Annotated in this window: 19 protein-coding genes; 10 read left to right on the top strand and 9 right to left on the bottom strand. The window is 67.7% G+C overall.

Annotated elements, in window-relative coordinates; all coding sequences use genetic code 11:
* The first annotated feature begins 223 nt into the window (after window positions 1-223).
* The 3 genes from K0O64_RS10960 to K0O64_RS10950 all read left to right on the top strand — a co-directional run bounded on the left by K0O64_RS10960 (window position 224) and on the right by K0O64_RS10950 (window position 4,315).
* On the top strand, window positions 224-877 hold the full coding sequence (locus K0O64_RS10960) for an ATP-binding cassette domain-containing protein (protein ID WP_096311145.1): 654 nt from the start codon (window positions 224-226) through the stop codon (window positions 875-877).
* 14 nt (window positions 878-891) lie between these two features.
* A complete protein-coding gene (locus tag K0O64_RS10955) occupies window positions 892-2,886 on the top strand; it encodes a YhgE/Pip domain-containing protein (protein ID WP_096312798.1) in 1,995 nt (664 codons plus the stop codon).
* Between the two features lie 94 nt (window positions 2,887-2,980).
* Window positions 2,981-4,315 carry a purine-cytosine permease family protein gene (locus K0O64_RS10950; RefSeq protein WP_096311144.1) on the top strand — a complete coding sequence of 445 codons (1,335 nt, stop codon included), beginning with the start codon at window positions 2,981-2,983 and terminating at the stop codon, window positions 4,313-4,315.
* Here the strand turns inward: K0O64_RS10950 and K0O64_RS10945 are convergent.
* The 9 genes from K0O64_RS10945 to mqo all read right to left on the bottom strand — a co-directional run bounded on the left by K0O64_RS10945 (window position 4,312) and on the right by mqo (window position 14,934).
* Complete coding sequence (locus K0O64_RS10945) at window positions 4,312-4,575, bottom strand: hypothetical protein (protein WP_096311143.1); 264 nt, start codon at window positions 4,573-4,575, stop codon at window positions 4,312-4,314. The two genes, K0O64_RS10950 and K0O64_RS10945, sit on opposite strands and share 4 nt — an antisense overlap.
* Window positions 4,576-4,674: 99 nt before the next feature.
* Entirely contained in the window at window positions 4,675-6,168 is a 1,494-nt protein-coding gene (locus tag K0O64_RS10940; RefSeq protein WP_096311142.1) for an MFS transporter, read from the bottom strand.
* 52 nt (window positions 6,169-6,220) lie between these two features.
* Window positions 6,221-7,789, bottom strand: a complete 1,569-nt coding sequence (locus tag K0O64_RS10935; RefSeq protein WP_071945931.1) for an MFS transporter — start codon at window positions 7,787-7,789, stop codon at window positions 6,221-6,223.
* A 33-nt stretch (window positions 7,790-7,822) separates the two neighbouring features.
* Complete coding sequence (cobA, locus tag K0O64_RS10930) at window positions 7,823-9,034, bottom strand: uroporphyrinogen-III C-methyltransferase (protein ID WP_096311141.1); 1,212 nt, start codon at window positions 9,032-9,034, stop codon at window positions 7,823-7,825.
* Window positions 9,031-10,401 carry a cobyrinic acid a,c-diamide synthase CobB gene (locus K0O64_RS10925; RefSeq protein ID WP_220046366.1) on the bottom strand — a complete coding sequence of 457 codons (1,371 nt, stop codon included), beginning with the start codon at window positions 10,399-10,401 and terminating at the stop codon, window positions 9,031-9,033. Before K0O64_RS10925 ends, cobA begins: the two co-directional genes overlap by 4 nt.
* Before the next feature lie 5 nt (window positions 10,402-10,406).
* Window positions 10,407-11,021 carry a cob(I)yrinic acid a,c-diamide adenosyltransferase gene (cobO, locus tag K0O64_RS10920; RefSeq protein ID WP_096311140.1) on the bottom strand — a complete coding sequence of 205 codons (615 nt, stop codon included), beginning with the start codon at window positions 11,019-11,021 and terminating at the stop codon, window positions 10,407-10,409.
* A gap of 21 nt (window positions 11,022-11,042) precedes the next feature.
* Window positions 11,043-12,896, bottom strand: a complete 1,854-nt coding sequence (locus K0O64_RS10915) for a VWA domain-containing protein (RefSeq protein WP_220046365.1) — start codon at window positions 12,894-12,896, stop codon at window positions 11,043-11,045.
* The gene (locus tag K0O64_RS10910; RefSeq protein ID WP_071945939.1) at window positions 12,893-13,366 is read right to left on the bottom strand and encodes a GNAT family N-acetyltransferase; all 474 of its coding nucleotides are present in this window, start codon (window positions 13,364-13,366) and stop codon (window positions 12,893-12,895) included. The genes K0O64_RS10915 and K0O64_RS10910 overlap by 4 nt, the downstream gene beginning before the upstream one ends.
* Complete coding sequence (gene mqo / locus K0O64_RS10905; protein ID WP_096311138.1) at window positions 13,363-14,934, bottom strand: malate dehydrogenase (quinone); 1,572 nt, start codon at window positions 14,932-14,934, stop codon at window positions 13,363-13,365. Before mqo ends, K0O64_RS10910 begins: the two co-directional genes overlap by 4 nt.
* A gap of 179 nt (window positions 14,935-15,113) precedes the next feature.
* Between mqo and K0O64_RS10900 the strand changes: the two genes are divergently transcribed.
* From K0O64_RS10900 to K0O64_RS10870, 7 genes are all read left to right on the top strand, one after another.
* Window positions 15,114-16,076: an alpha/beta hydrolase gene (locus tag K0O64_RS10900; protein WP_071949951.1), complete on the top strand. Its 963-nt coding sequence runs from the start codon at window positions 15,114-15,116 to the stop codon at window positions 16,074-16,076.
* Between the two features lie 10 nt (window positions 16,077-16,086).
* Entirely contained in the window at window positions 16,087-17,499 is a 1,413-nt protein-coding gene (mtr, locus tag K0O64_RS10895) for a mycothione reductase (RefSeq protein ID WP_071945943.1), read from the top strand.
* Window positions 17,500-17,669: 170 nt separating this feature from the next.
* A complete protein-coding gene (locus K0O64_RS10890; RefSeq protein ID WP_071945945.1) occupies window positions 17,670-18,458 on the top strand; it encodes a DeoR/GlpR family DNA-binding transcription regulator in 789 nt (262 codons plus the stop codon).
* Between the two features lie 95 nt (window positions 18,459-18,553).
* Entirely contained in the window at window positions 18,554-20,074 is a 1,521-nt protein-coding gene (locus K0O64_RS10885) for an amino acid permease (RefSeq protein WP_096311137.1), read from the top strand.
* Window positions 20,071-21,501, top strand: coding sequence for an FGGY family carbohydrate kinase (locus K0O64_RS10880; protein WP_220046364.1), 1,431 nt, complete (start codon window positions 20,071-20,073; stop codon window positions 21,499-21,501). The genes K0O64_RS10885 and K0O64_RS10880 overlap by 4 nt, the downstream gene beginning before the upstream one ends.
* Window positions 21,498-22,895: an NAD(P)/FAD-dependent oxidoreductase gene (locus K0O64_RS10875; protein ID WP_220046363.1), complete on the top strand. Its 1,398-nt coding sequence runs from the start codon at window positions 21,498-21,500 to the stop codon at window positions 22,893-22,895. The genes K0O64_RS10880 and K0O64_RS10875 overlap by 4 nt, the downstream gene beginning before the upstream one ends.
* Window positions 22,892-24,142, top strand: a complete 1,251-nt coding sequence (locus tag K0O64_RS10870; protein WP_220046362.1) for an NAD(P)/FAD-dependent oxidoreductase — start codon at window positions 22,892-22,894, stop codon at window positions 24,140-24,142. Before K0O64_RS10875 ends, K0O64_RS10870 begins: the two co-directional genes overlap by 4 nt.
* Window position 24,143 lies beyond the last annotated feature (1 nt).

Genomic DNA, 24,143 nt, shown 5'->3' with positions numbered 1-24,143 from the left:
TAGCGATGAGCACTCGCACGAAGAGCCGAGGACTCCGGTGCCGGTGACCGTTCTCGCGGAGCCCTCCCCGCGGCGTGCACAGTTTCCCGCGCGTGCCGCCGCCGTGGCGTGTTGTGATGTGCGGACACACGCATGACCCGGGAGGTGCGCAGTGTTACCGGAAGCGTCCGACAGCCACACCGACGGCTCGGGTCCACCCGCTGTCGTCGCCCGTGGCATCCGTATGCGCGGACCGTGGGGACCGGTATACGGTCCGATCGACCTCGAGATACCGACCGGCGGGGTCAACGTCCTGATGTGCCCGGCCGGCTCGGGACGCACGGCACTGCTGACGACGATCGCCGGGCGGATGGCGCCGCAGTCCGGTGAACTGACCGTCTTCGGTGCCAACAACACTCACGAGATCTTCACCCGATCCGCCCTCGCCGGGATCGACGAGCTAGACACCGTTCCCGAGTCGGTGACGGTTCGCGATCTGATCACCGAGCAATTGCGTTGGGACGCAGCGTGGTACCGCATCGTCCGACGCGCTGACACGAATGCACTGACAGCCACGTGCGCGTCCGTGTTCGGTCCGCATCCGCTGCCTCCGCTCGACGAGTATTTCGAAGAGCTCTCCGAGCTCGACCGGTTGCTCCTTCGCATCGCCCTGGCCAACACCAAGCGCCCCCCGTTGCTCGTCGTCGGCAATCTCGATTTCGTCACCAGCGACCTCAATCGGGACCTGCTCATCGGGCGACTGATCGAGCTTGGTTGCGAACAGACCATCGTCACGGCCACGGTCAACGGGGTGTCAGGACACGATGTCCGGTCACAGATCCCGGTGGCCAACGCCGATCGCGCCGAATTGTCGGAAACCCAGAAAGGGACGGGTTGACCATGCTCGCCGGAATGTCACTGGGCACCGACCTCAAGCGCTACTCCCGGGGTCTGCTACCCCGCATCGCCCTGATCACCATCGTCCTGATGCCACTGCTGTACGGGGCGATGTATCTGTGGGCATTCTGGAATCCGTTCGCCGCGGTCAACAAGGTTCCCGCCGCCCTGGTCAACGAGGATCGCGGCACCCAAGCGCAGGGCAAACCCCTACGGGCCGGTGACCAGGTGGCACAGGCGCTCAAGAACTCCGGCCAGTTGCAGTTGCACGAGACGTCGGCGGCAGACGCGGCCAAGGGGCTGGCTGACGGCACCTACTACTTCACGATCACGATCCCGGCCGATTTCAGCGCCGACATCGCCTCGCCCTCCGGCAATGAGCCCACCCCGGCCAACCTGAAGTTCACTTTCAACGACGCCAACAACTACCTCGGCTCGATCATCGGTCAGAACGCCGCGCGGGAGGTCATCAATCAGGTCAATTCCAGTGTCGGCGAGCAGACCGTTGGCACGGTGCTGACCGGGCTCACCGACGCCGGAGCCGGCCTCAAGGCCGCAGCCGACGGCGCCGACCGGCTGGCGTCCGGGTTGGACACCGCCGACGCCGGGGCCCATCAGCTCGCCGCCGGATCGACCACCCTGGCCACCAGCATGGCGACCGCTCGAGACGGCGCAGCCCAATTAACCACCGGCACAAAGCAGTTGAACGCCGCCGTCACCAAGGCGACCGATCCACTGGTGCACGTGCTCGCGCGGGTCGACGGGTTGGGACTGGATCCGGCCGAGGTCGGCGCGGTCGCCGAGCACCTCAGCGGTGCGGTGCGCTCGACCTCCGACCGAATAGCCGCGTTGAACATCGATCAACGGCAGGCCGCAGCCCTCGTCGATCAGGCGGTGGCCACGCTGTCGAACAACCCAGACCCCACGGTGCGCGATGTCGGGACAGTCCTCGCCGGTGCCCAGCGGCTGCTTCGGACCCAAGGGATCGATCCCGCGACCGACGACGGGCTCGCCCGACTGCGCGACAGCGCAGCCCAACTCGAAAACGAGTTGGGCGACCCCACGAGCAGGTTGCGGACCTTCCTCACCGCGGCGGTCGACGGTTCGCTGCGCGCTGATGTCCTGAAGCTGCGCAGCGGCGTCCAACAGCTCGATTCCGGCACGCAGCGGCTCAGCGCCGGCCTGGTGGCGCTGACCGACGGCAGCCGTCAGCTGGCGGAGGGCGCGCAACGGCTGGCCGATGGCACCGGCCAGCTACGCGACGGCAGCCAGGAGCTGGCCGGCAAGCTACGCGAAGGATCGACGCAGGTGCCGTCGTGGACGCCGCAACAGCGCGAGACCGTAGCCAAAACCGTTGCCTCCCCAGTGAATCTGGACATGGAGACGCACAACCCGGCGGCCACCTTCGGCACCGGATTCGCTCCGTTCTTCCTTCCGCTGGCGCTGTTCATCGGCGCGCTCATCATCTGGATGCTTCTGACGCCGTTGCAGTCCCGGCCGATCATCAACGGGCTGGGGGCGCTGCGCGTGGTGCTGGCGTCGTACTGGCCTGCCCTTCTCGTCGCGGTGAGCCAGGTTTTGGTCATGTACGTCGTGGTGCACTACGGCGTCGGGCTGAAGGCCCGCTATCCGGTGGCGACGGTGGCGTTCCTGATCCTGGTCATCGCCGCGTTCCTCGGCATAATCCAGGCGTTCAACGCCGTGTTCGGCGTGGCGGTCGGGCGCGTGGTCACGCTGGCGTTCCTGATGCTGCAGCTGGTGTCGGCCGGTGGCATCTATCCGGTGGAGACCACCGCCAAACCCTTCCAGGTGATCCACCCGGCAGACCCGATGACCTACGCCGTCAACGGTTTACGCCAACTCATCAACGGCGGGATAGACCACCGATTGTGGATTGCGGTGGCGGTGCTGTCCGGCGTTCTTGCCGCATCGCTGGCGGCCACCGCATGGGCTGCCCGCCGGAACCGCCAGTACACGATGGAGCGGCTGCACCCGCCCATCGAGGTGTGAGCCCGATGCCCTCTAGGGTGAGTGAGTGACAACCGAATCGTCGCCCACAGGTTCTGCTGGCTCTTCTCTCGCGGCCCAAACTTACGCCGGTCGGATGCCGTCGCACGTCGGCGACATGGCGGTCGAGACTCACGGCATCGCGCCGGTCCCACCCGAGAACCGGTACGGAACCGCGCGCCGCCTGTTCACGGTCTGGTTCGCCCCGCAGGTCAACATGACGGTGGTGTTCACCGGCACGCTGGCCGTGGGGCTCGGGCTCGGTTTCTGGCTGGGCCTGCTGGCGATGGTGATCGGGACGGTCATCGGTTCGTTGGTGGTGGGCTATCTGTCGACCTGGGGTCCACGCACCGGCACCGCCCAACTTCCCAACGCGCGCATGGCCTTTGGTGGCACCGTCGGGGTGGTCGCGGTGATCCAGTGGTTGTCGTCGATCGCCTGGGACGGCTTGGTCGGCCTGTTCGGCGGTGAAGCCCTGGCCGAACTGGTGGGCATGCCGTTCTGGCTGGCGGTGGTGATCGTGCTCGCGGCGCAGGGCGCTGTCGGCGTCTTCGGTTACGAGGTCATCCACCGCGTGCAGGCGGTGATGACGGTCGTGTTGATCGCCACCTTCGCGGTGTTCGCGTGGAAGCTGATCAGCGGCCACCAGGTGATCTCGCTGCCCACTCTCGGTGGCGCGGACCTGGCCGGGGCGTTCGTGCTGGAGGTCACGATCGCGCTGAGCCTGGCGATCTCCTGGGCCAGCTATGCCTCCGACTACAGCCGGTATCTGCCGGTGTCCACCTCACGCACGGCGGTGTTCGGCTATACCTTCGGCGGCTTGGCGGTGGCCTACATCGCCGTCCAGGCCATCGGGGTGGCCGCGGCGGGCACGCTCACCGATCAGACCGCGCAGGGCGTGCGCGAGATCATGGGTGGCGGGGTGCTGGGTGCGATCGCGCTCTTGGTGATCGCGCTGGGGTCGGTGGCCTCCAACGCGATGAACGACTACAGCGGGTCGCTGGCGCTACAGACTGTCGGCGTTCGGGTGCGACGACCGGTGTCGGCGGTCGTGGTGGTGATCATCGCGTTCGCGCTGATCATGTGGCTGCACTCCGGTGACATGGCCACCCGCTTCCAGGGTGTGTTGCTGTTCGTCAGCTACTGGATTCCGGCGTTCGTCGCAATCGTGGCGATCGACTGGCGTTATCGCAGTGCCGGGCGCGCCACCGTCGATCCGGCCGCCGAGGTCACGCCCCGCACCGACGCCATCGTCGCGCTGGCGGCGTTCTTCGTGGCGTTCGCCGCGGCGGTCCCGTTCATGCACACCAACCTGATCGTCGGCCCGGTCGCCACCGCTCTGCACGGCGCCGATCTGGCGTACTTCGTGAACTTCCTTGTGGCAGCAGCGGTTTACGGTGGTTACCGGGTGATGCGAGCGCGCCGGTCCTAGAGCTCGAAGCGGCGCTGCAGCGCGTCGAGGAGCCGACGGACCTCGTTGATGCGCGTATTGAAGCGTTGCAGGTCGCGGCGCAGCCGAATCTCGCTGTGCTCGCTTCTCGCGGTGCGGAGGCGCGCGGCGTGACTTTCGAGTTCGTCGAGCTCCCGCAGCAAGATCTCCTCGAATACCCGGGCCTGCGCCTGGTCACCGGAATGCGAGGACCCGCCAGGCCTGACCTCGAGGTCCTCGTGTGAAATCGCCACCACGCTCATCGCCCATAGCCTGGACCGCATCGAGGCGCGGGCAGTTACCGCGTCGTACCGGTCGGGTAAGCATCAGTTCACGCTGACGCGAGCCGCGGTGTGAGGCGGCTAGAGTTCGCCGGCCTCGACGGCCTCGCGGGTGTGCTGGGCCGCGGCGATGTCGCGAGTGGAGAATCCGATGCCCAGCGCGGCCACCCCGACCAGGACGGCGATGCCCGCCACCCACAGCAGCGAATAGGTGTATCCCTGGCCGAGGGCGTCGAGCTGGGCGGGCGTCATGTACTTCACGGGCCCCGTCGTGCCACCCAGATACAGCGTGCGGGAGGTCTGCACCGCCTGGACGATCACCAGCACGAGCGGCCCGCCGAGGTTGAACACCATGAGCGTCACCGACGAGACGGGGCCGATCTCGCGCGGCCCCACATTGGCCAGCGTGCACAGCGGCAGGATCACCGAGATGATGCCGATGCCCAGCCCGCCGACGACAATCGGGACGAACAGGTCGGGGAAATACGGGATCGACCGGTTCAGCGTCGACCCGTAGAGCATGGCCGCCAACACCAACAGGCCGCCGCCGAGGATCACCCAGCGCGGCGGGATCCGCAGCGCCAGTTTGGTGGCCGCCACGTTGCCCACCACGAACGCGGCCGCGAACGGCATGAAGCAGATCCCGGCGCGCAGCGGCGAATAGCCGAGCACGTCCTGGACCAGCAGACCGATCATCACACTCAGCGTCAGCATCACGCCGCCGGCCATGAAGTAGGCCACGAAGGATGCGACCCGGCTGCGGTTGTCGAATATCGAGAACGGCACCAGCGGGTTGTCGGCGCCGCGCTCCACGATCAGGAACGAGACGAAGAACACCACAGCGGCCACACCCGCGCCGATCACCCACGGGTCGATCCAGCCGCGCGGCGGCCCCTGGGTGAAGACGAGGACGGCCGACGTACACGCCAGGGTGGCCAGCAGGGCGCCGGTGGCGTCCAGCTTGAGCCGTTCGTGCCGGGTTTCCTCAAGCCGGGTCAGCCCGACGACGATGATGAAGATTCCGATCGGCACGTTGACCAGGAAGGCCAGCCGCCAGGACAGACCGGTCACCGCACCGCCCGCGACGAGGCCCAGCACCGACCCGAGGCCCTGCATGGCCGCCGAGACGGCCAAGGCCTGATTGCGGGCATGCCCGACGGCGTAGGTGGTGGCGATCAGCGCCAGACCGGTCGGTGCGGCCACCGCGGCACCCATGCCCTGCACGGCGCGGGCGACGATCAGCGTCCACTGGTCGTTGGCCAGCCCGCAGGCCAGGGAGGCGATCGTGAAGACGCCGACACCGGAGATGAACGCGCGTTTGTGACCGACGGCGTCGCCGACGCGGCCGCCGAGCAGCAACAGCCCACCGAAGGCCAACACATAGGCGGTGATCACCCAGCTCTTGGAGGCATCGGACAGGCCGAGCTCGGCCTGCATGCGCGGCAGCGCGACGATCACGATCGTGCCGTCCAGCGTGGACATCAGCTGCATGCCGGTGATCGCGACGATCGCCAGCCCCAGCACTCTGGTGGAAAGCGGGCGCGCGGTCGGCTGAGGACCGCTCGCACCAGACATGGGTGACTACCCTACTGGCCGCCGAGGCGGCGGTTGCTGAACCCTGGCGGAGTTACAGCTCGCCGGCGTCGATCGCTTCCTTGACTTCCTGGGCGTGCGCCACCTGTGCCGCGGTGTAGCCGATGAACAGCGCGACGGCGCCGACGATCACCGCGACGGCGGCGACCCACAGCAGGCCGTACGTGTAGCCCTGATCCAGGGCGTGCAGTTGCGCCTCGTTCATCTTCTTCACCGGTCCGGTGGTGCCACCCAGGTACAGGGTGCGCGAGGTGATGACGGCCTGAATGATGGCCAGCACCACGGGACCGCCGAGGTTCTGGAGCATCAGCGCGATCGCCGAGACCGGGCCGATCTGGTCGAAGCCAACACCCGCGATGGCCGACACGGTCAGCGGCACGACGATCATGCCGATGCCGAAGCCGCCGACGGTGATCGGCAGGACCAGGTTCGGGAAGTACGGGATGCCGCCGTTGAGCGTGGAGCCGTAGAGCATTGCTCCGAGCACCAGCACGCCGCCGGCGATCACCAGGATCCGTGGCGGGAAGTACGACACCAGCTGCGAGGACGCGCCCAGGCCGATGCCCAGCGCGATCACGAACGGGATGAAGCCGACGCCAGCGCGCAGTGCGCTGTAGCCCATGATGTCCTGCACGTACAGGCCGATCAGCACCGTCAGCGTGAACATCACGCCACCGGCGAGGAAGACCGCCGCGAAGGTGGCCAGCCGGTTGCGGTCACGGAACAAGGTAAACGGCACAACGGGGTTGACGGCACGGCGCTCGACGAACACGAACGCGACGAAGGCCAGGACGGCCGCGGCCCCGGCGGCCAAGGTGACCGGCGACAGCCAGCCGTTCTCGGGCGCCTGCGCGAAACCGAACACCGCCGCGGTACAGCCGACGGTCGCCAGCAGCGCGCCGGCGGCGTCCATCTTCATCCGCTCGCGGTGCGTTTCGCGCAGGGTCCGGCGGGCCAGGTAGATCATCAGCAGGCCGATCGGGACGTTCACCAGGAACGCCAGCCGCCAGGACACCTCGACCAACGCGCCGCCCACGACCAGACCCATCACCGAGCCGATACCGGTCATGGCGGCGAATACCGCGGTCGCGGCGTTGCGTGCCGGCCCCTTCGGAAATGTGGTGGCCACCAACGCAAGTCCGGTCGGAGACGCGATCGCGGCGCCGACACCTTGCAGCAGCCGGGCGATCACCAGCGTCGCCTCGTCCCACGCGACGCCGCACAGGACCGACGCGATCGTGAAGAGCGCGACACCGACGATGAAGGTGCGCTTGCGGCCGATCGTGTCGCCGAGGCGGCCGCCCAGCAGCATCAGGCCGCCGAACGTCAGCACGTAGGCGGTGATGACCCAGCTGCGTCCCGCATCCGACAGCGCCAGCTCGTCTTGGATCTTCGGCAGTGCCACGATTGCCACGGTGCTGTCCATCGTGGCCAGCAACTGCATGCCGCCGATCGCGGTCACCGCGGCGAAGAAACGGGGCGAGGGCAGCCAGCTCGGAATGTACTTGCTCGTCTTAGCCAGGGCTGCCGGCTCGAGGCGCATGGGGACCGCGCGCTCAGAACTGTTGGCGGTCGTCCGCGCAGCGTCGTTGAGGGCCGTCATACCGAGCTACCCTACAGTAATCTTAAGAAGAGATTAAGCCGCGAAAGCCGCTACCGGACCGATCACGATGATCGCCGGGGGCCTAATACCGTCGGTTCGAATCCGATCCGGCGCATCGCGCAGCGTTGTGCGCAATACCCGTTCGGCCGCGGTGGTGCCGTGTTGCACCACCAATACCGGAGTTTCCGCAGGTCGGCCGCCTGAAATCAGTGCCTCGGCAAATAATTCGATGCGTTCGACCGCCATCAACAAAACTAGCGTTCCCGACAATTGCGCCAGCGCATTCCAATTCACTAACGATTCCGGATGGTCAGGGCGTAAATGGCCGCTGACCACGACGAATTCATGATTCACAGCGCGATGGGTGACCGGCACTCCGGCCATTGCCGGCACCGATATGGCGCTGGTCACACCCGGTACGACTGTGACCGGTATCCCGGCCTCGGCACAGGCGAGAACTTCCTCATATCCGCGGGCGAACACGAACGGGTCGCCGCCTTTGAGGCGGACCACGAAGCGGCCCTCGCGGGCGCGTTCTATAAGAACTTTGTTTATGGCTTCCTGAGCCATCGCCCTTCCGTACGGAATCTTCGCGGCGTCGATCACCTCGACGTGCGGACCCAGTTCGGCGAGCAGTTCCGGCGGGGCCAGCCGGTCGGCGACGACGACATCGGCGCGGGCGAGCAGCCGCCGACCGCGCACGGTGATCAGCTCGGGGTCACCGGGGCCACCGCCCACCAGGGCGACGCTGCCGGGGGTGACGTCGTCGGGGTCCTCGGCGGTGATCAGTCCCTGCTGCAAAGCCTCGTGGATCGCCGAGCGGATCGCGGCCGAGCGCCGGTGTTCCCCGCCGGCCAGCACACCGACGAGAAGTCCGTCGTGGGCGAACGACGCCGGCGTGACGGCGCTGCCCTCCCGGGCGTTGTCGGCGCGCACACAGAAGATATGCCTGCGGTCGGCCTCGGCGACGACGGCGGCGTTGACGGCCGGGTCGTCGGTGGCGGCGATAGCATACCAAGCGCCCTCGAGGTCGCCGTCGCGGTAGTCCCGCAGCTGCAGAGTGATGCCCGGGTTCGTTGTCGTCAGAACCTCGACGGCCGGCGTCGCGGCCCGCGCGACCACGTGCACGTCGGCGTCGTCGGCCATCAAGAGCGGGATCCGGCGCTGGGCCACCGTGCCGCCGCCGATCACGACGACCTTCTTGCCGGCCAGGCGCAAGCCGACGAGGTAGGCGTTCTCGGTCACCCGGGCAGCTTAGTCAAGGCAGCGTGTGCCACAAATCGAGCAACCGAGTGCGGTTGGGCCGCGGGATGCGTGTGGAGGTACGACGCATGCACCCCGGCCCGCACCGCCCCCTCCCGCACCGGCTGGCCGTCGTGGCGCAAGAAGGCCCACGCGGGTTCCGGCGTTTCGGCGAATTCACTTGTGGTGCGGTGGAATTCGTGTCCAACGACTCGCTGGCCCGCGGTGTGCAGCGACGAGTCGGACATCGCGACGGCCTCCCGGTAGCCCAGCGTGAGCCTCGGGGTGAACCGGGCCGACCCGGCCAGCACGCCGCACATGGGGTGACCGTCGAGGTCGTCCATCAGATACGCCAGTCCGCCGCATTCGGCCTGCACAGGTGCGTGGCGGGACAGTTCGTGGATCTCGGTGCGCAGCGTGCTGTTGGCCGACAAGTCGGCCAGGTGTTGCTCGGGGAAACCGCCCGGCAGCACCAGCGCTGCGGTCCGTTCGGGCAGGCCGTCGGTGAGCGGGTCGAACTCGACGACGTCGGCGCCGGCGGCGCGCAGCAGCTCCGGGTGCTCGGCGTAGCCGAAGCTGAAGGCCTTGCCTGCGGCCATCGCAACCACCGGCCTGTCCGCCCTCGGCTCACCGACCACGTCCTCGGGCGCCCATGCCGGCGCAGACACCCGCGAGCCGCCGAGGGCCAGGACGGCGCGCAGATCGACGTGGCGGGCAATGAGTTCGGTCATCGCGGCGACCGCGGCGCGGGCCTGCTCACCGTGCTCGACAGCGGTCACCAACCCCAGATGACGCGAGGGCACCGCCAGCTCGTCGTGACGGGGAATTGCACCGAGCACCGGCACCCCGACCACCTCACACGCCTGGCGCAGCACCTCTTCGTGGCGGTTGCTGCCCACCCGATTGAGGATCACTCCCCCAATGTGCACGCCCGGGTGAAAAGTCGAAAATCCTTGCAGCACAGCGGCAATACTGTGCGCCTGACCGCGCGCGTCGACGACCAGCACAACGGGAGCACCGAGGAGTTCGGCGACGTGCGCGGTGGAACCGCGCGCCGGAGTGACCGGATCTTGGTCGATGCGGCCGTCGAAAAGGCCCATCACACCTTCGATCACGGCGATGTCGGCGTCGCGGCTGCCGTGCCGGTACAGCGGGCCGATCAGCTCCTCGGGCACCAGGACCGGGTCCAGGTTGCGGCCAGGCCGGCCCGCGGCCAGCGCGTGGTAGCCGGGGTCGATGAAATCCGGTCCGACCTTGAACGGCGCGACCCGATGCCCGGCTGCCCGCAGCGCACCGATCAAACCCGTTGCGATGGTGGTCTTTCCGCTACCCGAGGCGGGTGCGCCGATCACGACGGCGGGGATGCTCATCAAGCTCACCACTCAATGCCGCGCTGGCCTTTGCGGCCGACGTCCATCGGGTGCTTCACCTTCGTCATCTCGGTTACCAGGTCGGCGGCGTCAATCAGCCGTTGCGGGGCGTCGCGGCCAGTGATCACGACATGCTGGCCGCCGGGCCGGTTGAGCAGCGTCTCGACCACATCTTCGACGGCCACCCAGCCCCACTTGAGCGGATAGGTGAACTCGTCGAGTACATAGAAGTCGTGTCGTTGGTCGGCGAGCCGCGCGGCGATTTCGGTCCAGCCTTCGGCCGCCGCTGCGGCATGGTCGTCGTCCGAACCGGCTTTGCGCGTCCAGGACCAGCCCGAGCCCATCTTGTGCCATTCCACCGCGCCACCGAGCCCCTGCTCGTCGTGCAGCCGCCCGAGCGCCGCGAACGCCGACTCCTCACCGACCTTCCACTTGGCGCTCTTGACGAACTGGAACACCGCCACGCTCATCCCGGCATTCCACGCGCGCAACGCCATTCCGAAGGCGGCGGTGGATTTTCCTTTGCCGGGACCGGTATGCACTGCCAGCACCGGGGTGTTGCGCCGGGCCCGGGTGGTCAGCCCGTCATCGGGCACGGCGAGCGGCTGACCCTGCGGCATGGACGTAACCTTTCCGAACGCTCAGGCAGCGCGGCGCACGGCCTGTGCCAGATAGTCTGCGCGCAGCTGCTCCAGTTGCAGCATGGGGGCTTCCAGATGGTCGGCGAGGTCGGCGGCCAGGCCCAGCCGCACGTAGGACGTCTCACAGTCCACCACCACTGCGGCGGCACCCTCGGCCACCAGTCGGCGCGCAGCAGAACGGCTGCGCCCCAACGGATCCGGCCCACCGGTGGCCCGGCCGTCGGTGAGCACTACCACCAGCGGACGGCGGGTGCGGTCGCGCACCCGCTCGCGAACCACGATGTCGCGGGCCGCCAACAGCCCGTGCGCCAGCGGGGTGGTTCCGCCGGTGTCGAACCGGGTCAGCCGCCGCGACGCGATATGCGCCGACGTCGTCGGCGGCAGCAACACTTTCGCGCCGTCCCGGCGGAAGGTGATCACGGCGACCTTGTCGCGGCGCTGGTACGCGTCACGCAAGAGCGAGAGCGCAGCACCCGACACCGCGGACATTCGGTCACGGGCGGCCATCGACCCGGAGGCGTCGACCACGAAGATCACCAGGTTGCCTTCCCGGCCCACCCGGATGGCGCGGCGGATGTCCTCAGGGTGTGGTCGCAACCGGCCGTTGCCGGCCGCATTCAGCACGGTGGCGAACAGGTGCAGGCCGTGGCCTTGCTCGGGGGCGTCGGTGGCTTTGATGACCGCGCCGGAGCGGTTGCGGGCCCGCGACCGCCGGCCGGGGTTGCCCTCCCCCACGCCGGGAACGGTCAGCGCCCGGGTGCGAAACGTCGCCGCGGGCGGCGCCGCCGGCTTCGGCGCGGAGGATGAATTACCTTGCGGCGCAGACAGTCGCGCAGACCCATCGCTGCGCTGTCCACCACCGGGCGGATCGGGGTCGGGCTCCGGCTCCGACTCAGGACCGCTCTCGGTCGCGGCCAGCGCCTCATCGAGTTGCGCGGGGTCCAGACCCGGGTCGTCGAACGGGTCGCGCCGGCGCCGGTGCGGCAGCGCCAGCTCGGCGGCCACCCGGATGTCCTCACTCGTCACGACGATATTTCCCGTCGCTTCGCTCGCCCCAGCATCCGCACCCCGCCAGGCCGCGTGCGCCACCGCCGTACGCGCCACGACGAGGTCGGCACGCATGCCGTCGACGTCGAACGCCGCGCACAGCGCCGCGATCCGGTTCAACTCGGCGTCCGGCAACGTCACCGCGGCCACGCGCGCACGGGCGTCGGCGATCCGGGCGGCCAGCTCACTGTCCTGTCCGGCGTGCAGCGCGGCGAAGCCGGCCGGGTCAGCCTCGTAGGCCAATCGCTGGCGGATCACGTCACTGCGCACCGCCACGTCGCGCGAGGCATGCACGTCGACGGTCAGCCCGAACCGGTCGAGCAACTGCGGACGCAGCTCACCCTCTTCGGGATTCATGGTCCCGATGAGCACGAACCGCGACTCGTGCGAGTGCGAGATTCCGTCGCGCTCGATGTGCACCCGGCCCATCGCGGCGGCGTCGAGCATGATGTCGACGAGGTGGTCGTGCAGCAGGTTGACCTCGTCGACGTAGAGCACACCGCCGTGGGCGCGGGCCAGCAGGCCCGGCGAGAACGCATGCTCGCCGTCGCGCAGCACCTTCTGCAGATCCAGCGAGCCGACCACCCGGTCCTCGGTGGCCCCGATCGGCAGTTCGACGAGCCGCGACCCGGAATCCACCTCGGCGAGAATCGCGGCCAGTGCCCGCACCGCGGTCGACTTCGCGGTGCCCTTCTCGCCGCGGATCAGCACGCCGCCGATTTCGGGGCGCACCGCGCACAGGATCAGAGCCAGTCGCAGCTGGTCGTGCCCGACGATCGCGCTGAATGGAAAAGCGGGTGCGCTCACGGCTTTTCGGCCAGGATCGGTGCGGCCGGACGCAGCATCGGAACGTGCGGGATGCCGTCCTCGACAAATTCTGCGCCGTCGACGACGAAGCCGTGGTTGGCGTACATATCGACGAGGTAGGTCTGGGCGTTGATCCGGCACGCGTGGTCGCCGACGTCGGCCAGCGCGGCCTGCATCAGCCGGGTGGTGTGCCCCTGACCGCGGGCGGCCCGCTGGGTGCAGACCCGCCCGATCCGAAAGGCCTTCTCCCCGCCGGCGTGCTCCTCCATCAGCCGCAACGTGGCGATCACCGTGCCGTCGGGTTGCTCCAGCCAAAAGTGCCGAGTCTCGGCCAGCAGGTCACGGCCGTCGAGTTCCGGATACGGGCACGCCTGCTCGACGACGAACACCTCGACCCGGAGCTTCAGCAGCTCATAGAGAGTCGCCGCGTCGAGGTCCTTGGCCCAGGAGCGGCGCAACGCGACCGTCACACCACCCCCGCGGGTTCCGGATCGCCGGAATCCGAAGCGACGGGCGTGCTGTCGGGGCCGGCGGCCTGGGCAGCACGGCCCGCGCGGGTTCCGCTCTCCAGGCCGAGAACCTTCGTGCCGTGCGCCCATACCTCACCGAACAGATCCGGGTTCTCCGACAGCTTGACCCCCAGCGAGGGCACCATCTCCTTGAGCTTGGGCAACCAGCTCTGGTAGCGGTCGGCGAAGCAGCGCTCCAGCACCTCGATCATCGCGGGGACCGCGGTGGAGGCACCCGGGGAGGCGCCGAGCAGGCCGGCGATCGAACCGTCGGCGGCCGCCAGCACCGTGGTGCCGAACTCGAGCACCCCGAGCTTCTTGGAGTCGCGGCGGATCACCTGCACCCGCTGACCGGCGATGTCCAGCTCCCAGTCGGAATCCCTTGCAGTGGGGGCGAATTCGCGAAGATTGTCGACACGGTCGGCTTCGCTGAGCGCCAGCTGGCCGATCAGGTACTTCAGCAGCCCCATCTCGGTGAGACCCACACCGATCATCGAGGCGAGGTTGTTGGGCTTCACCGACAACGGCAGATCGGTGACCTTGCCCTCCTTGAGGAACTTCGGCGACCAGCCGGCGAACGGGCCGAACAGCAGCCACGAACGGCCGTTGATGACGCGGGTGTCCAGGTGCGGCACCGACATCGGCGGGGCGCCGAGCGGCGGCAGCCCGTACACCTTGGCCTGGTGGGCGGCGGCCAGTTCGGCGTTGCCCGTGCGCAGCCACTGCCCACTGACCGGGAAGCCGCCGAAGCCCTTGGCCTCTTTGATGCCGGCCTTCTGCAGCAGCGGCAGGGCGCCGCCGCCGGCACCGACGAAGACGAACTTGGCCGACAGCTTGCGCTTCTGGCCGGTGCGCCGGTTGTGGACCTTGACCGTCCAGCCGCCGCCGGACTCCTTGTGCAGGTCGAGCACGTCGTGCCCGAACAGCGTGGACATGCCCCGCTCGGTGCCGAACGCCAGCAGCTGGCGGGTCAGTGAGCCGAAGTCGACGTCGGTGCCGTCCTGCGTCCAGTTCAGGCCGACCGGCTGGGAGAAGTCCCGGCCCTTCGCCATCAGCGGTAACCGGCGGCTGAACTCGTCGCGGTCGTCGATGAACTCCATCGTGGCGAACAGCGGATTGCGCACCAGCGTCTCGCGTCGGCGGCGGAGATAGTCGACGTGCTCGGCGCCCTGCACGAAGCTGACGTGCGGGATGGGGTTCAGAAAGCTGCGAACGTCGGGCAGGATTCCGTGCTCGTGGGCATAGGCCCAGAACTGGCGGGTGACCTGGAACTGCTCGTTGACGTTGATGGCCTTGGCGATGTCGATGGTGCCGTCGGCCTTTTCCGGGGTGTAGTTCAGTTCGCACAGCGCGGAGTGGCCGGTACCGGCGTTGTTCCACGGATCGGAGCTCTCGGCGGCGGCCGCATCCAGGCGCTCGACCAGCGTGATCGACCAGTCCGGCTGGACCATCCGCAGCAGCGCGCCCAAGGTGGCGCTCATGATTCCCGCGCCGACCAATACGACATCGGTCTTGGTGGTATCTGACACCGGATCGTCGTCCTTTGCTCTAGCTGTCTAGATAGTCAGGTTATCCCGCCCGACACTGACTTATTCGCGAGAGTCGCCAGCACCACACCCCCGCCCTGCTCACAGTTAGGGTAGGTGCCGTGACGACAGCGCAGGCCGAATGGGCCGACGATGTCCTTCCCGGCTACCAACAGGCCACGATGGCGTTGGGGCCGGACCCCGACGGTGAGGGCGATCTGTTCGCCACGCTGGTGCGCCGCGCGGACGGCGAGCCGGCCGCGCAGGCCGTCCTGGCGGTACACGGATTCACCGACTACTTCTTCAACACCGAACTGGCCGACCACTTCACCGGCGCCGGGTTCCGGTTCTATGCACTCGACCAACACAAGTGCGGCCGGTCCTGGCGCGAAGGCCAGACCCCACACTTCACCACCGACCTGGCCCGCTATGACCGCGAGCTGGAGCGGGCAGTCGCGGTGATCGCGACGGAGAACCCCGGCGCCACGATCCTGGTGTACGGGCACTCGGCCGGCGGGCTGATCGTGTCGTTGTGGCTCAACCGGGTGCGGCGCCGCCATGCGACCACGGCACTCTCGATCGGCGGTCTGGTGCTCAACAGCCCGTGGCTGGATCTGCACGGGCCGGCGATCCTGCGCACCCGGTTGACGTCGACCGCCATCGGCGCCATGTCGCGGGTACGCAAAACGCGGGTGGTTCGCGGCACAAGCAAGGGCGGCTACGGGCTGACGCTGCACCGTGACTACCACGGCGAGTTCGACTACAACCTGCAGTGGAAGCCGCTGGGCGGATTCCCAGTGACGTTCGGCTGGATCCACGCGATCCGCCGCGGCCATGCCACGTTGCACCGCGGCCTGGATGTCGGTGTGCCGAACCTGATCCTGCGCTCGGATCACAGTGTCACCGAGAGCGCCGACGCGGCGGCCATGCAGCGCGGCGACGCGGTACTCGACGTCACTCAGATCGCGCGCTGGGCGGGGTGCATCGGCAACCGCACGACAGTCGTCCCCATCCGCGACGCCAAGCACGATGTGTTCCTGTCGCTGGCCGAACCACGTGCGCAGTCCTATCGCGAGCTGTCCAGCTGGCTTGATTTCTATCGTGCGCATCTGGCGTCGGCCTCATCGGCTGCCGGTCGGGGTTAAGGGGATTTCGTTGGAACACTTCGACATTGCGATCATCGGGACCGGATCGGGCAACTCGATTCTCGACGAGCGCTACGCCGACAAGAAGGTCGCGATCTGCGAGCAGGGCGTCTTCGGCGGCACCTGCCTGAACGTGGGGTGCATCCCCACGAAGATGTTTGTCTACGCCGCCGAGGTGGCTCAGACCGTACGCGAGGCCGCCCGGTTCGGCATCGATGCCAGCATCGACCGGGTGCGCTGGACCGACATCGTCTCGCGGGTGTTCGGCCGGATCGACCCGCTGGCGATCGGCGGTGAGAACTACCGACGCTCCTCGCCGAATGTGACTGTCTACGACAGCCATACCCGCTTCACCGGGCGCAGCGGTGACGGGTACCTGCTGCGCACCGACGCCGGCGACGAGTTCACCGCCGATCAGGTGGTGATCGCCGCCGGGGCACGGGCGATGGTGCCCGACGCGATCGCCGGCTGCGGAGTCGATGTTCACACCAGCGACACGATCATGCGCATCCCCGAGCTTCCCGAGCATCTGGTGATCATCGGCGGCGGGTTCGTGGCAGCCGAATTCGCGCACGTGTTCTCGTCGTTGGGTAGCCGGGTGACGATCGTCATCCGCGGCGCCGCGATGTTGTCACACTGCGACGACACGATCTGCGAGCGCTACACCGACATCGCGGGCAAGAAGTGGGAGATTCGCAGCCACCGCAACATGACCGGGGCGCATCTGGACGGCTCGCAGACCGTCGTCGAACTCGACGACGGATCGGAAATCGCCGCCGATGTCGTTCTGGTAGCCACCGGCCGCAAGCCCAACGGCGACCTGCTCGACGTGCACAACGCCGGGGTGAAGCTCGACGAGAACGGCCTGGTTGCGGTCGACGAGTACCAACGCACTACGGCACGAGGCATTTTCGCGCTCGGTGACGTGTCGTCGCACTATCAGCTCAAGCATGTCGCCAACCACGAGGCGCGGGTGGTGCGGCACAACCTGCTGCAGGACTGGGACGACACCGATGCGCTGATGTACTCCGATCACCGGTTCGTGCCGTCAGCGGTATTCACCGATCCGCAGATCGCGTGTGTCGGGCTGACCGAAAACGAAGCGCGCGCAGCCGGTTACAAGATCAACGTCAAGGTGCAGGACTACTCCGATGTGGCGTATGGCTGGGCGATGGAGGACACCACCGGCTTCGCCAAGATCATCGTCGAGCAGGACAGCGGGAAGATTTTGGGTGCTCACATCATGGGCCACCAGGCGTCGTCGTTGATTCAGCCGCTGATCCAGGCGATGAGTTTCGGGCTGCCCGGCCAGGAGATGGCCCGCGGTCAGTACTGGATTCACCCGGCGCTGCCGGAGGTGATCGAGAACGCGCTGCTGGCGTTGTGCGGCGAGCCGCCCTGGCCGCCGTCGCGCCGGCACTGACGGGTCACCTCCCTCTCGCGAGCAGACGCAAACGCCTCCGAAAACCGGCGTGTTGCGGACCCTTTGTGTCTGCTCGCGGTGGTCAGTGCGCCCTCCGCTTGACGTGACACACACAACACTCCACACTTGCAGTCATGTCCGGTCAGAAATCCACAGAAACGGTCAGCTGAGTGCTTCCCGTCGCGCGCCAGGAGGCGATCGTGGCGGCGGTCAGCTCCGGCCAGGTGATCAGCACTGACGACCTGGTGCAGCGGCTGGGCGTGTCGGCGGAAACCGTGCGCCGAGACCTCGCGCTGTTGGAGGAACGCGGTGTGATCCGCCGGGTGCACGGCGGTGCTGCCGCGGTGGACCAGCGCCGAGCGATGGAACCGTCGTACACCGAACGCTCGGTCATCCGGCATCAGGCGAAAGCGCAACTGGCCAAAGTCGCTGTGGGACTTCTGGAGAACGGTCAGACCGTCGTCCTCGACATCGGTACGACCGCGGTCGCGGTCGCCCAGGCGATTCCCCGAGGATTCACGGGCACGGTCATCACGCCGTCGCTCCCGGTCGCCGTCGAGCTGGCCGACCGTCCCGGCATCGAGGTCCTGCTCGCCGGCGGACGCGTCCGCGCCGGAGACCTGGCCTGCTCGAACGCGCATACCAAAGCCTTCTTCGCCGACGTCTATCCCGACATCGCACTGCTCGGCTCTGGCGGGGTCGATGCGCGCGCGGGACTCACCGACTTTCATCTCGACGAGATCGACGTGCGGCGCACGATCATCGCCAACAGCGCGCGCAACTACATCCTGGCCGACTCCTCCAAGCTCGGGCAGGTCGCGCCGCATCGCGTCTGTCCGCTCAGTGCGGTGAACGGCCTGATCACCGACCAAAGCACCGATGCCGCAGTCGCGGCGGCCTTCGAAGAGACGGGAGGTGTGGTCTTGTCAGCGCGACCCGCAACCGCGGCCACCGCCTGAAACGCTTCACCAAACGGGTGCGGGCGGCGTTGCAGCGCCGCCCGCCGGACCGAGCCTCATATCCGAAACAGTCTCCAGTCAGAAAGACCGATCCAGTGACCCATCCTTCCACACCGCCCAGCGAGAACATCGTCATCGCCGGCACCTACACCGACACCCTGGAGCGCTCCACCGGACGATTTGCGTCGTTCGCGGTGGCGTTCGCCTTTGTCTCGATTGCCACCGGCATCTTCACCACGTACGGAAGCGTCTTGAAAAGCTCTGGCCCGCTCGGCATTTGGACGTGGCCGATCGTGATCGTCGGACAGCTGGCCGTATCCCTGCTGCTCGGCGCCCTGGCCGCCCGCATCCCGGTGACCGGGTACGCCTATCAGTGGGTGTCGCGGCTGGCCAACCCGATCCTGGGCTGGATCACCGGCTGGATCTCCTTCACGTTCCTGGCCATCGTCGCCGTCGCGGTGGACTACACCGTCGCTGCGACGGTCGTCCCCGCGTTGTTCGATTTCACCGGTACAGCACTGACGTCGTTCCTGATCACCGCCGCCATCCTGCTGCTGCAGGGCCTTCTGGTCGCGGTCTCGACCAAGTGGACCGAACGAGTGAACAACTTCGCGGTCAGTGCTGAACTGATCGGCATGGTGGCACTGGTCGTCCTGCTGTTCATCGTGGGTGTCATCACCCACAAGTTGTCGGCGGGCAACTTGTTCTCCCGCGGCGACATCCCGGCCGAGGGTTACTGGAACTTCGGCACGGCGACCGCGGCCGGGCCCTGGATGCTCGGCTTCCTGCTCGGCGCGTTCACCATCGTGGGGTTCGAATCCGCCGCCAACCTGGCCGAAGAGACCAAGCGACCGGAAGTCGTTGTGCCACGGGCAATGTGGCAGGCCGTGCTGGCCTCGGGAGTGCTCGGCTTCCTGTTCCTGCTGGTGGTGACCGCCGCCGTCAACGACCCCACGGCTCTGGCCGAGTCGGGAACTCCGATCGCCGACGTCATCCGTGACATCCTCGGCTCATTCGTCGGCACGGCCCTGCTGATCCTGGTGGCCATCGCGATCTTCGCCTGCGGTCTGGTGATCGTGATGAGCGGCGTGCGACTGACCTGGGCGATGTCGCGCGATCAGCGGTTCCCCGGGTGGCAGGCCCTGCACAAGGTGTCCCCCCGCACCAAGACCCCGCTGAATGCCACGATCGCGATGACCACGATCTCGGCGGTGATCCTCGGCGTCTTCTCCACCAGTACCGACGCGCTGTTCATCCTGTTCTCCGCGGCGACTCTGCTGCCGGCCGTGATCTACGCCATCACCGTGGCGCTGTACATCGCCAAACGGCGTCAGCTGCCGCAGAGCGCCGGCTTCAGCCTCGGCCGGTGGGAGGCTCCGATCATCGTCGTGGCGGTGGCGTGGCTGGTGTTCGCGCTGTCGCTGTTCCGCGACGCGTCGTTCCGGCAACCGTGGCTCTACGTTTTGGTGATGGTGGCGATCGGCGCGGTCTATCTGGGCTACCTGCTGATCACGCGCGGCCGCGACGGGCTGAAGATGCCCGAATTGCGTTCCATCGATGCCGAACTCGACCAGGCGGCCGGCGCGAGGGCTGTCGCCGAGGACGTGCCGCGATGACCGTCCTGGCCATCGATCAGGGCACGTCGGGTACCAAGGCCATCGTCGTCGACCCCGACGACGGGGTGGTGGGGTTGGCCGAGGTGCCGGTGCATCCGCGGTATCTCAACGGCGGCGGCGTCGAACAGAGCCCGGACGAACTGCTCGACTCGGTCCTGACGGCCGGCCGGGGCGCGGTTGCCCAGGCCGGCCGCCCGATCGAGGCGGTCTCGCTGGCCAACCAGGGCGAGACGGTGCTGGTGTGGGATCCCGACACCGGCCGCGCCTTGACCCCGGCCATCGTGTGGCAGGATCGCCGCGCCGAATCACTGTGTGCGGCCTTGAGTGGATCGGCCGAGATACTGGCCGCCCGCACCGGACTGGTGCTCGACCCGTACTTCTCGGCGCCGAAGATGGCGTGGCTGCGTCGCAACGTCGAGACCGCCGGAGTGGTGAGCACCTCCGACACCTGGCTGCTGCATCAGCTGACCGGAGCATTCGTCACCGACGCCACCACCGCCAGTCGCTCCCTTGCCGTCGACCTGGGCGCCCATGAGTGGAGCCGCGAACTGCTGGCGCTGTTCGAGCTCGACGGCGAACGCCTGCCCGATATCGTCGGTAATGACGAAACCATCGGCACGACAACCGCATTCGGCGGTGAGATTCCAGTCGGCGGGATTGTCGTCGATCAGCAGGCAGCCCTGTTGGCGGAGGCCTGCTTCGAGCAGGGCATGGCCAAATGTACCTTCGGCACGGGCGCCTTCCTGTTGGCCAACACCGGCACCACCGGTGTTCATTCGACGACGGGACTGACCTCCTCGGTGGCCTGGCGGATCGGCGGCCGGGACACCTTCTGTGTCGACGGCCAGGTGTACACCGCGGCCTCCGCCGTTCGGTGGCTGTGCTCACTCGGCATCATCGGCGGTGCCGAGGATATGGACGGTATCGCCGCGCCGGAGAACGACGGGGTCCTGTGTGTGCCGGCGCTGGCCGGGCTGGCCGCCCCGTGGTGGAAATCTCAAGCGACCGCGGCTATTTCGGGGATGACGTTGTCGACGGGCCGCGGGCACCTGGTGCTGGCCGTGCTGCAGGGTATCGCCGCCCAGATCGCCGAGCTGGTCACTGCCATCAACGACGACACGACCACGCCGTTGACCACATTGCGCGCCGACGGCGGCCTGACCCAGTCGACGGTCCTCATGCAGGCGTGCGCCGACGTCCTCCAGATCCCGGTCGAGGTGTACCCGTCCGCTCACGCCACCGCGCTTGGCGCGGCGGCACTGGCCCGTCTGAGCCAGCACCCGAATCAGGCGCTGCCCGAGGTGGTCCCGGAGTGGACACCCGCGGCGACCTACGAACCAAGCTGGACTCAACCGCAGGCCAACGAGTTTCGCGATCGGTGGCGCGATCTGGCCGCCACCACGTATCTCACCCAGGAGCATTTATGACCACCCCCACCGCCTACGACCTCGTCGTCATAGGCGCCGGCATCGTCGGATCGGCAATCGCGCGTGAACTGTCCGGGCACCAGCTCTCGGTGGCGCTGATCGAAGCCCGCAACGACGTCGGTGACGGCACCAGCAAGGCGAACACCGCGATCCTGCACACCGGCTTCGACGCCAAGCCCGGCACCCTGGAATCGGAGCTGGTGCACCGTGGATACCACCTGCTCTCCGACTATGCCGAGCACACCGGCATACCGGTCGAACACACCGGCGCCATCCTGGTCGCCTGGGACCAGGAGCAGCTGGACGCCCTGCCCGACTTGAAGGCCAAGGCGGAAGCCAATGGCTATCAGCATTGCCAGATCATCGATGCCGCAGCCGTTTACGCCGACATCCCCGACCTCGGGCCGGGCGCCCTCGGTGGATTGACAGTTCCCGACGAATCCATCATCTGCACGTGGACGGTCAACCTGGCGCTGGCCACCGACGCCGTCAACCGCGGCACCGTGCTGCTGACCGACCATCGGGTCGACGGCGTCGACATCGGGCCTGACACCACGACGCTGCACACCACCCAAGGTGACGTCGCCGGACGCTGGATCGTCAACGCGGCGGGACTCGGCGCTGACCTCATCGACGCACTCTTCGGCTACCAGCGTTTCACTGTCACCCCGCGCCGCGGCGAACTGATCGTGTACGACAAACTCGCCCGCACCTTGGTGAACAAAATCGTGCTGCCGGTGCCGACGTCGCGCGGCAAGGGTGTCCTCGTCAGCCCCACCATCTACGGCAACGTGATGCTCGGCCCCACCTCCGAAGATTTGCACGACCGCACCGCCACCGGCACATCCGAGGCCGGTTTCGACTTCCTGCTGAGCAAGGGCCGGGCTCTGATGCCGCGACTCTTGGACGAGGAGGTCACCGCCACCTATTCCGGACTGCGCGCGGCCATCGACCACGGCGACTACCTGATTCAAGCCGACCCTGCGCAGCACTACCTGCTCGTCGGCGGTATCCGGTCCACGGGTCTCACCGCCGGTATGGCGGTGGCCGAATACGTTCGCGATCAACTCGCCGAGGCCGGCTTGGTCATGACACCAAAGGCCGCGTTGCCGGATCCCCCACGGATGCCGAACCTCGGCGAGGCGTTCCCCCGTCCCTACCAGCTGCCCGAGGCCATCGAGGCCGACCCCGCATACGGGCGGATTGTCTGTTTCTGCGAACGCGTCACCGAGGGTGAGATTCGCGACGCCTGCCATTCGGTGATCCCACCCACCGCGTTGGAAGGACTGCGGCGGCGCACCCGCGTGATGAACGGCCGCTGCCAAGCGTTCTTCTGTGGCGCGGAGGTGCAGGCGTTGTTCGAACGTGAAACGTGCCAGGAGAGCAGGCGATGACCACCACCGAAGCGGTCGACGTCGCCATCGTCGGCGCCGGTCCGGCAGGGCTGACCGCCGCCACCGAGCTCGCGCGCAACAGTGTGTTGAATGTCGTTGTCCTGGAACGCGAGTCAGAGGCAGGTGGGATTCCCCGCCACAGCGATCATCCCGGTTACGGCCTGCGGGATCGCAAGACGTTCATCAGCGGACCCGCTTATGCACGGCGACTCACCACCGACGCGCGCAACGCGGGCGCGACGATCCGGACCAGCACCATGGTCACCGGTTGGGCCGATGACCACACCCTCGAACTCACCTCGCCCCGGGGGCGCCACACCCTGACCGCACGGGCGATCGTCTTGGCCACCGGTGCCCGCGAGCGCCCGCGCGCGGCGCGGATGATCCCCGGAGATCGCGGCGCCGGCATCTACACCACCGGGCTGCTGCAGAACGCCGTGCACCTTAAACATCGCACCGTCGGGCGCCGCGCCGTGGTCGTCGGCGCCGAACTCGTGAGCTACTCGGCCGTCCTGACCCTCAAGCACGTCGGTTGCCAAACCGTGCTCATGACAACCGAATACCCGTCACCGGAGTCCTACGGCCTGTTCAACCTGGCCGGCCGTACACCGTTGCTGGGATTGCAGGTCGCCACGCGCACCAAGGTCGTGCGGATCATCGGCAAGCCGGCAGTCACCGGTGTCGAGGTCGAGGATCTCCGCACCGGACAACGCCGCATCGTCGACTGCGACACCGTCGTGCTGACCGGTGATTGGATTCCCGACCACGAGCTCGCCCGCAGCACCGGCCTGGACATCGACCCGGGAACACTCGGTCCCGTGGTCGACACCGCATTACGGACCAGTCGGGCGGGTGTCTTCGCCATCGGCAACCTGTTACACCCCGTCGACACCGCCGACATCGCTGCCCTCGACGGCCACCACGTCGCCGACCAGGTTCGCGCCCACCTCACGGGGAATCGGTTCAGCGACAATGCAGTTCGCATTCTTGCCGACGCACCGCTGCGCTGGGTGGCACCCAACCTGGTGCGCCCCGGCGACCCGGCGCCCGCCAGGCACCGCCTCCTGCTATGGACCGATCGACTGGTCCGCCTCCCGAAGGTCGTTGCCCGCCAGGACGGCAATATCGTAGGGCGCAAGACCCTCCCCTGGCCCGCCTCGCCAGGACGGGTGTTCCGCGTCCCGTCCAGCATCCTCGATCGTATCGACGAACGTGGCGGACCGGTGACGTTGTCGCTGGCCAACTGAG

Source organism: Mycolicibacterium pallens, from assembly GCF_019456675.1.
In the GTDB taxonomy this organism is placed as follows: domain Bacteria; phylum Actinomycetota; class Actinomycetes; order Mycobacteriales; family Mycobacteriaceae; genus Mycobacterium; species Mycobacterium crocinum.
This window is presented reverse-complemented; position numbering and strand designations above follow the sequence as displayed.

Excerpts from the sequence above, each read along its gene's own strand:
- K0O64_RS10870 (WP_220046362.1), top strand. The coding sequence starts at position 22,892 with ATGACCACCACCGAAGCGGTCGACGTCGCCATCGTCGGCGCCGGTCCG.
- K0O64_RS10900 (WP_071949951.1), top strand. The coding sequence starts at position 15,114 with ATGGCGTTGGGGCCGGACCCCGACGGTGAGGGCGATCTGTTCGCCACG.
- K0O64_RS10935 (WP_071945931.1), bottom strand. The coding sequence starts at position 7,789 with ATGACGGCCCTCAACGACGCTGCGCGGACGACCGCCAACAGTTCTGAG.
- K0O64_RS10880 (WP_220046364.1), top strand. The coding sequence starts at position 20,071 with ATGACCGTCCTGGCCATCGATCAGGGCACGTCGGGTACCAAGGCCATC.
- K0O64_RS10955 (WP_096312798.1), top strand. The coding sequence starts at position 892 with ATGTCACTGGGCACCGACCTCAAGCGCTACTCCCGGGGTCTGCTACCC.
- cobO (WP_096311140.1), bottom strand. The coding sequence starts at position 11,021 with ATGCCGCAGGGTCAGCCGCTCGCCGTGCCCGATGACGGGCTGACCACC.
- K0O64_RS10925 (WP_220046366.1), bottom strand. The coding sequence starts at position 10,401 with ATGAGCATCCCCGCCGTCGTGATCGGCGCACCCGCCTCGGGTAGCGGA.
- K0O64_RS10960 (WP_096311145.1), top strand. The coding sequence starts at position 224 with ATGCGCGGACCGTGGGGACCGGTATACGGTCCGATCGACCTCGAGATA.
- K0O64_RS10940 (WP_096311142.1), bottom strand. The coding sequence starts at position 6,168 with ATGTCTGGTGCGAGCGGTCCTCAGCCGACCGCGCGCCCGCTTTCCACC.
- K0O64_RS10950 (WP_096311144.1), top strand. The coding sequence starts at position 2,981 with ATGCCGTCGCACGTCGGCGACATGGCGGTCGAGACTCACGGCATCGCG.
- K0O64_RS10945 (WP_096311143.1), bottom strand. The coding sequence starts at position 4,575 with ATGAGCGTGGTGGCGATTTCACACGAGGACCTCGAGGTCAGGCCTGGC.
- K0O64_RS10875 (WP_220046363.1), top strand. The coding sequence starts at position 21,498 with ATGACCACCCCCACCGCCTACGACCTCGTCGTCATAGGCGCCGGCATC.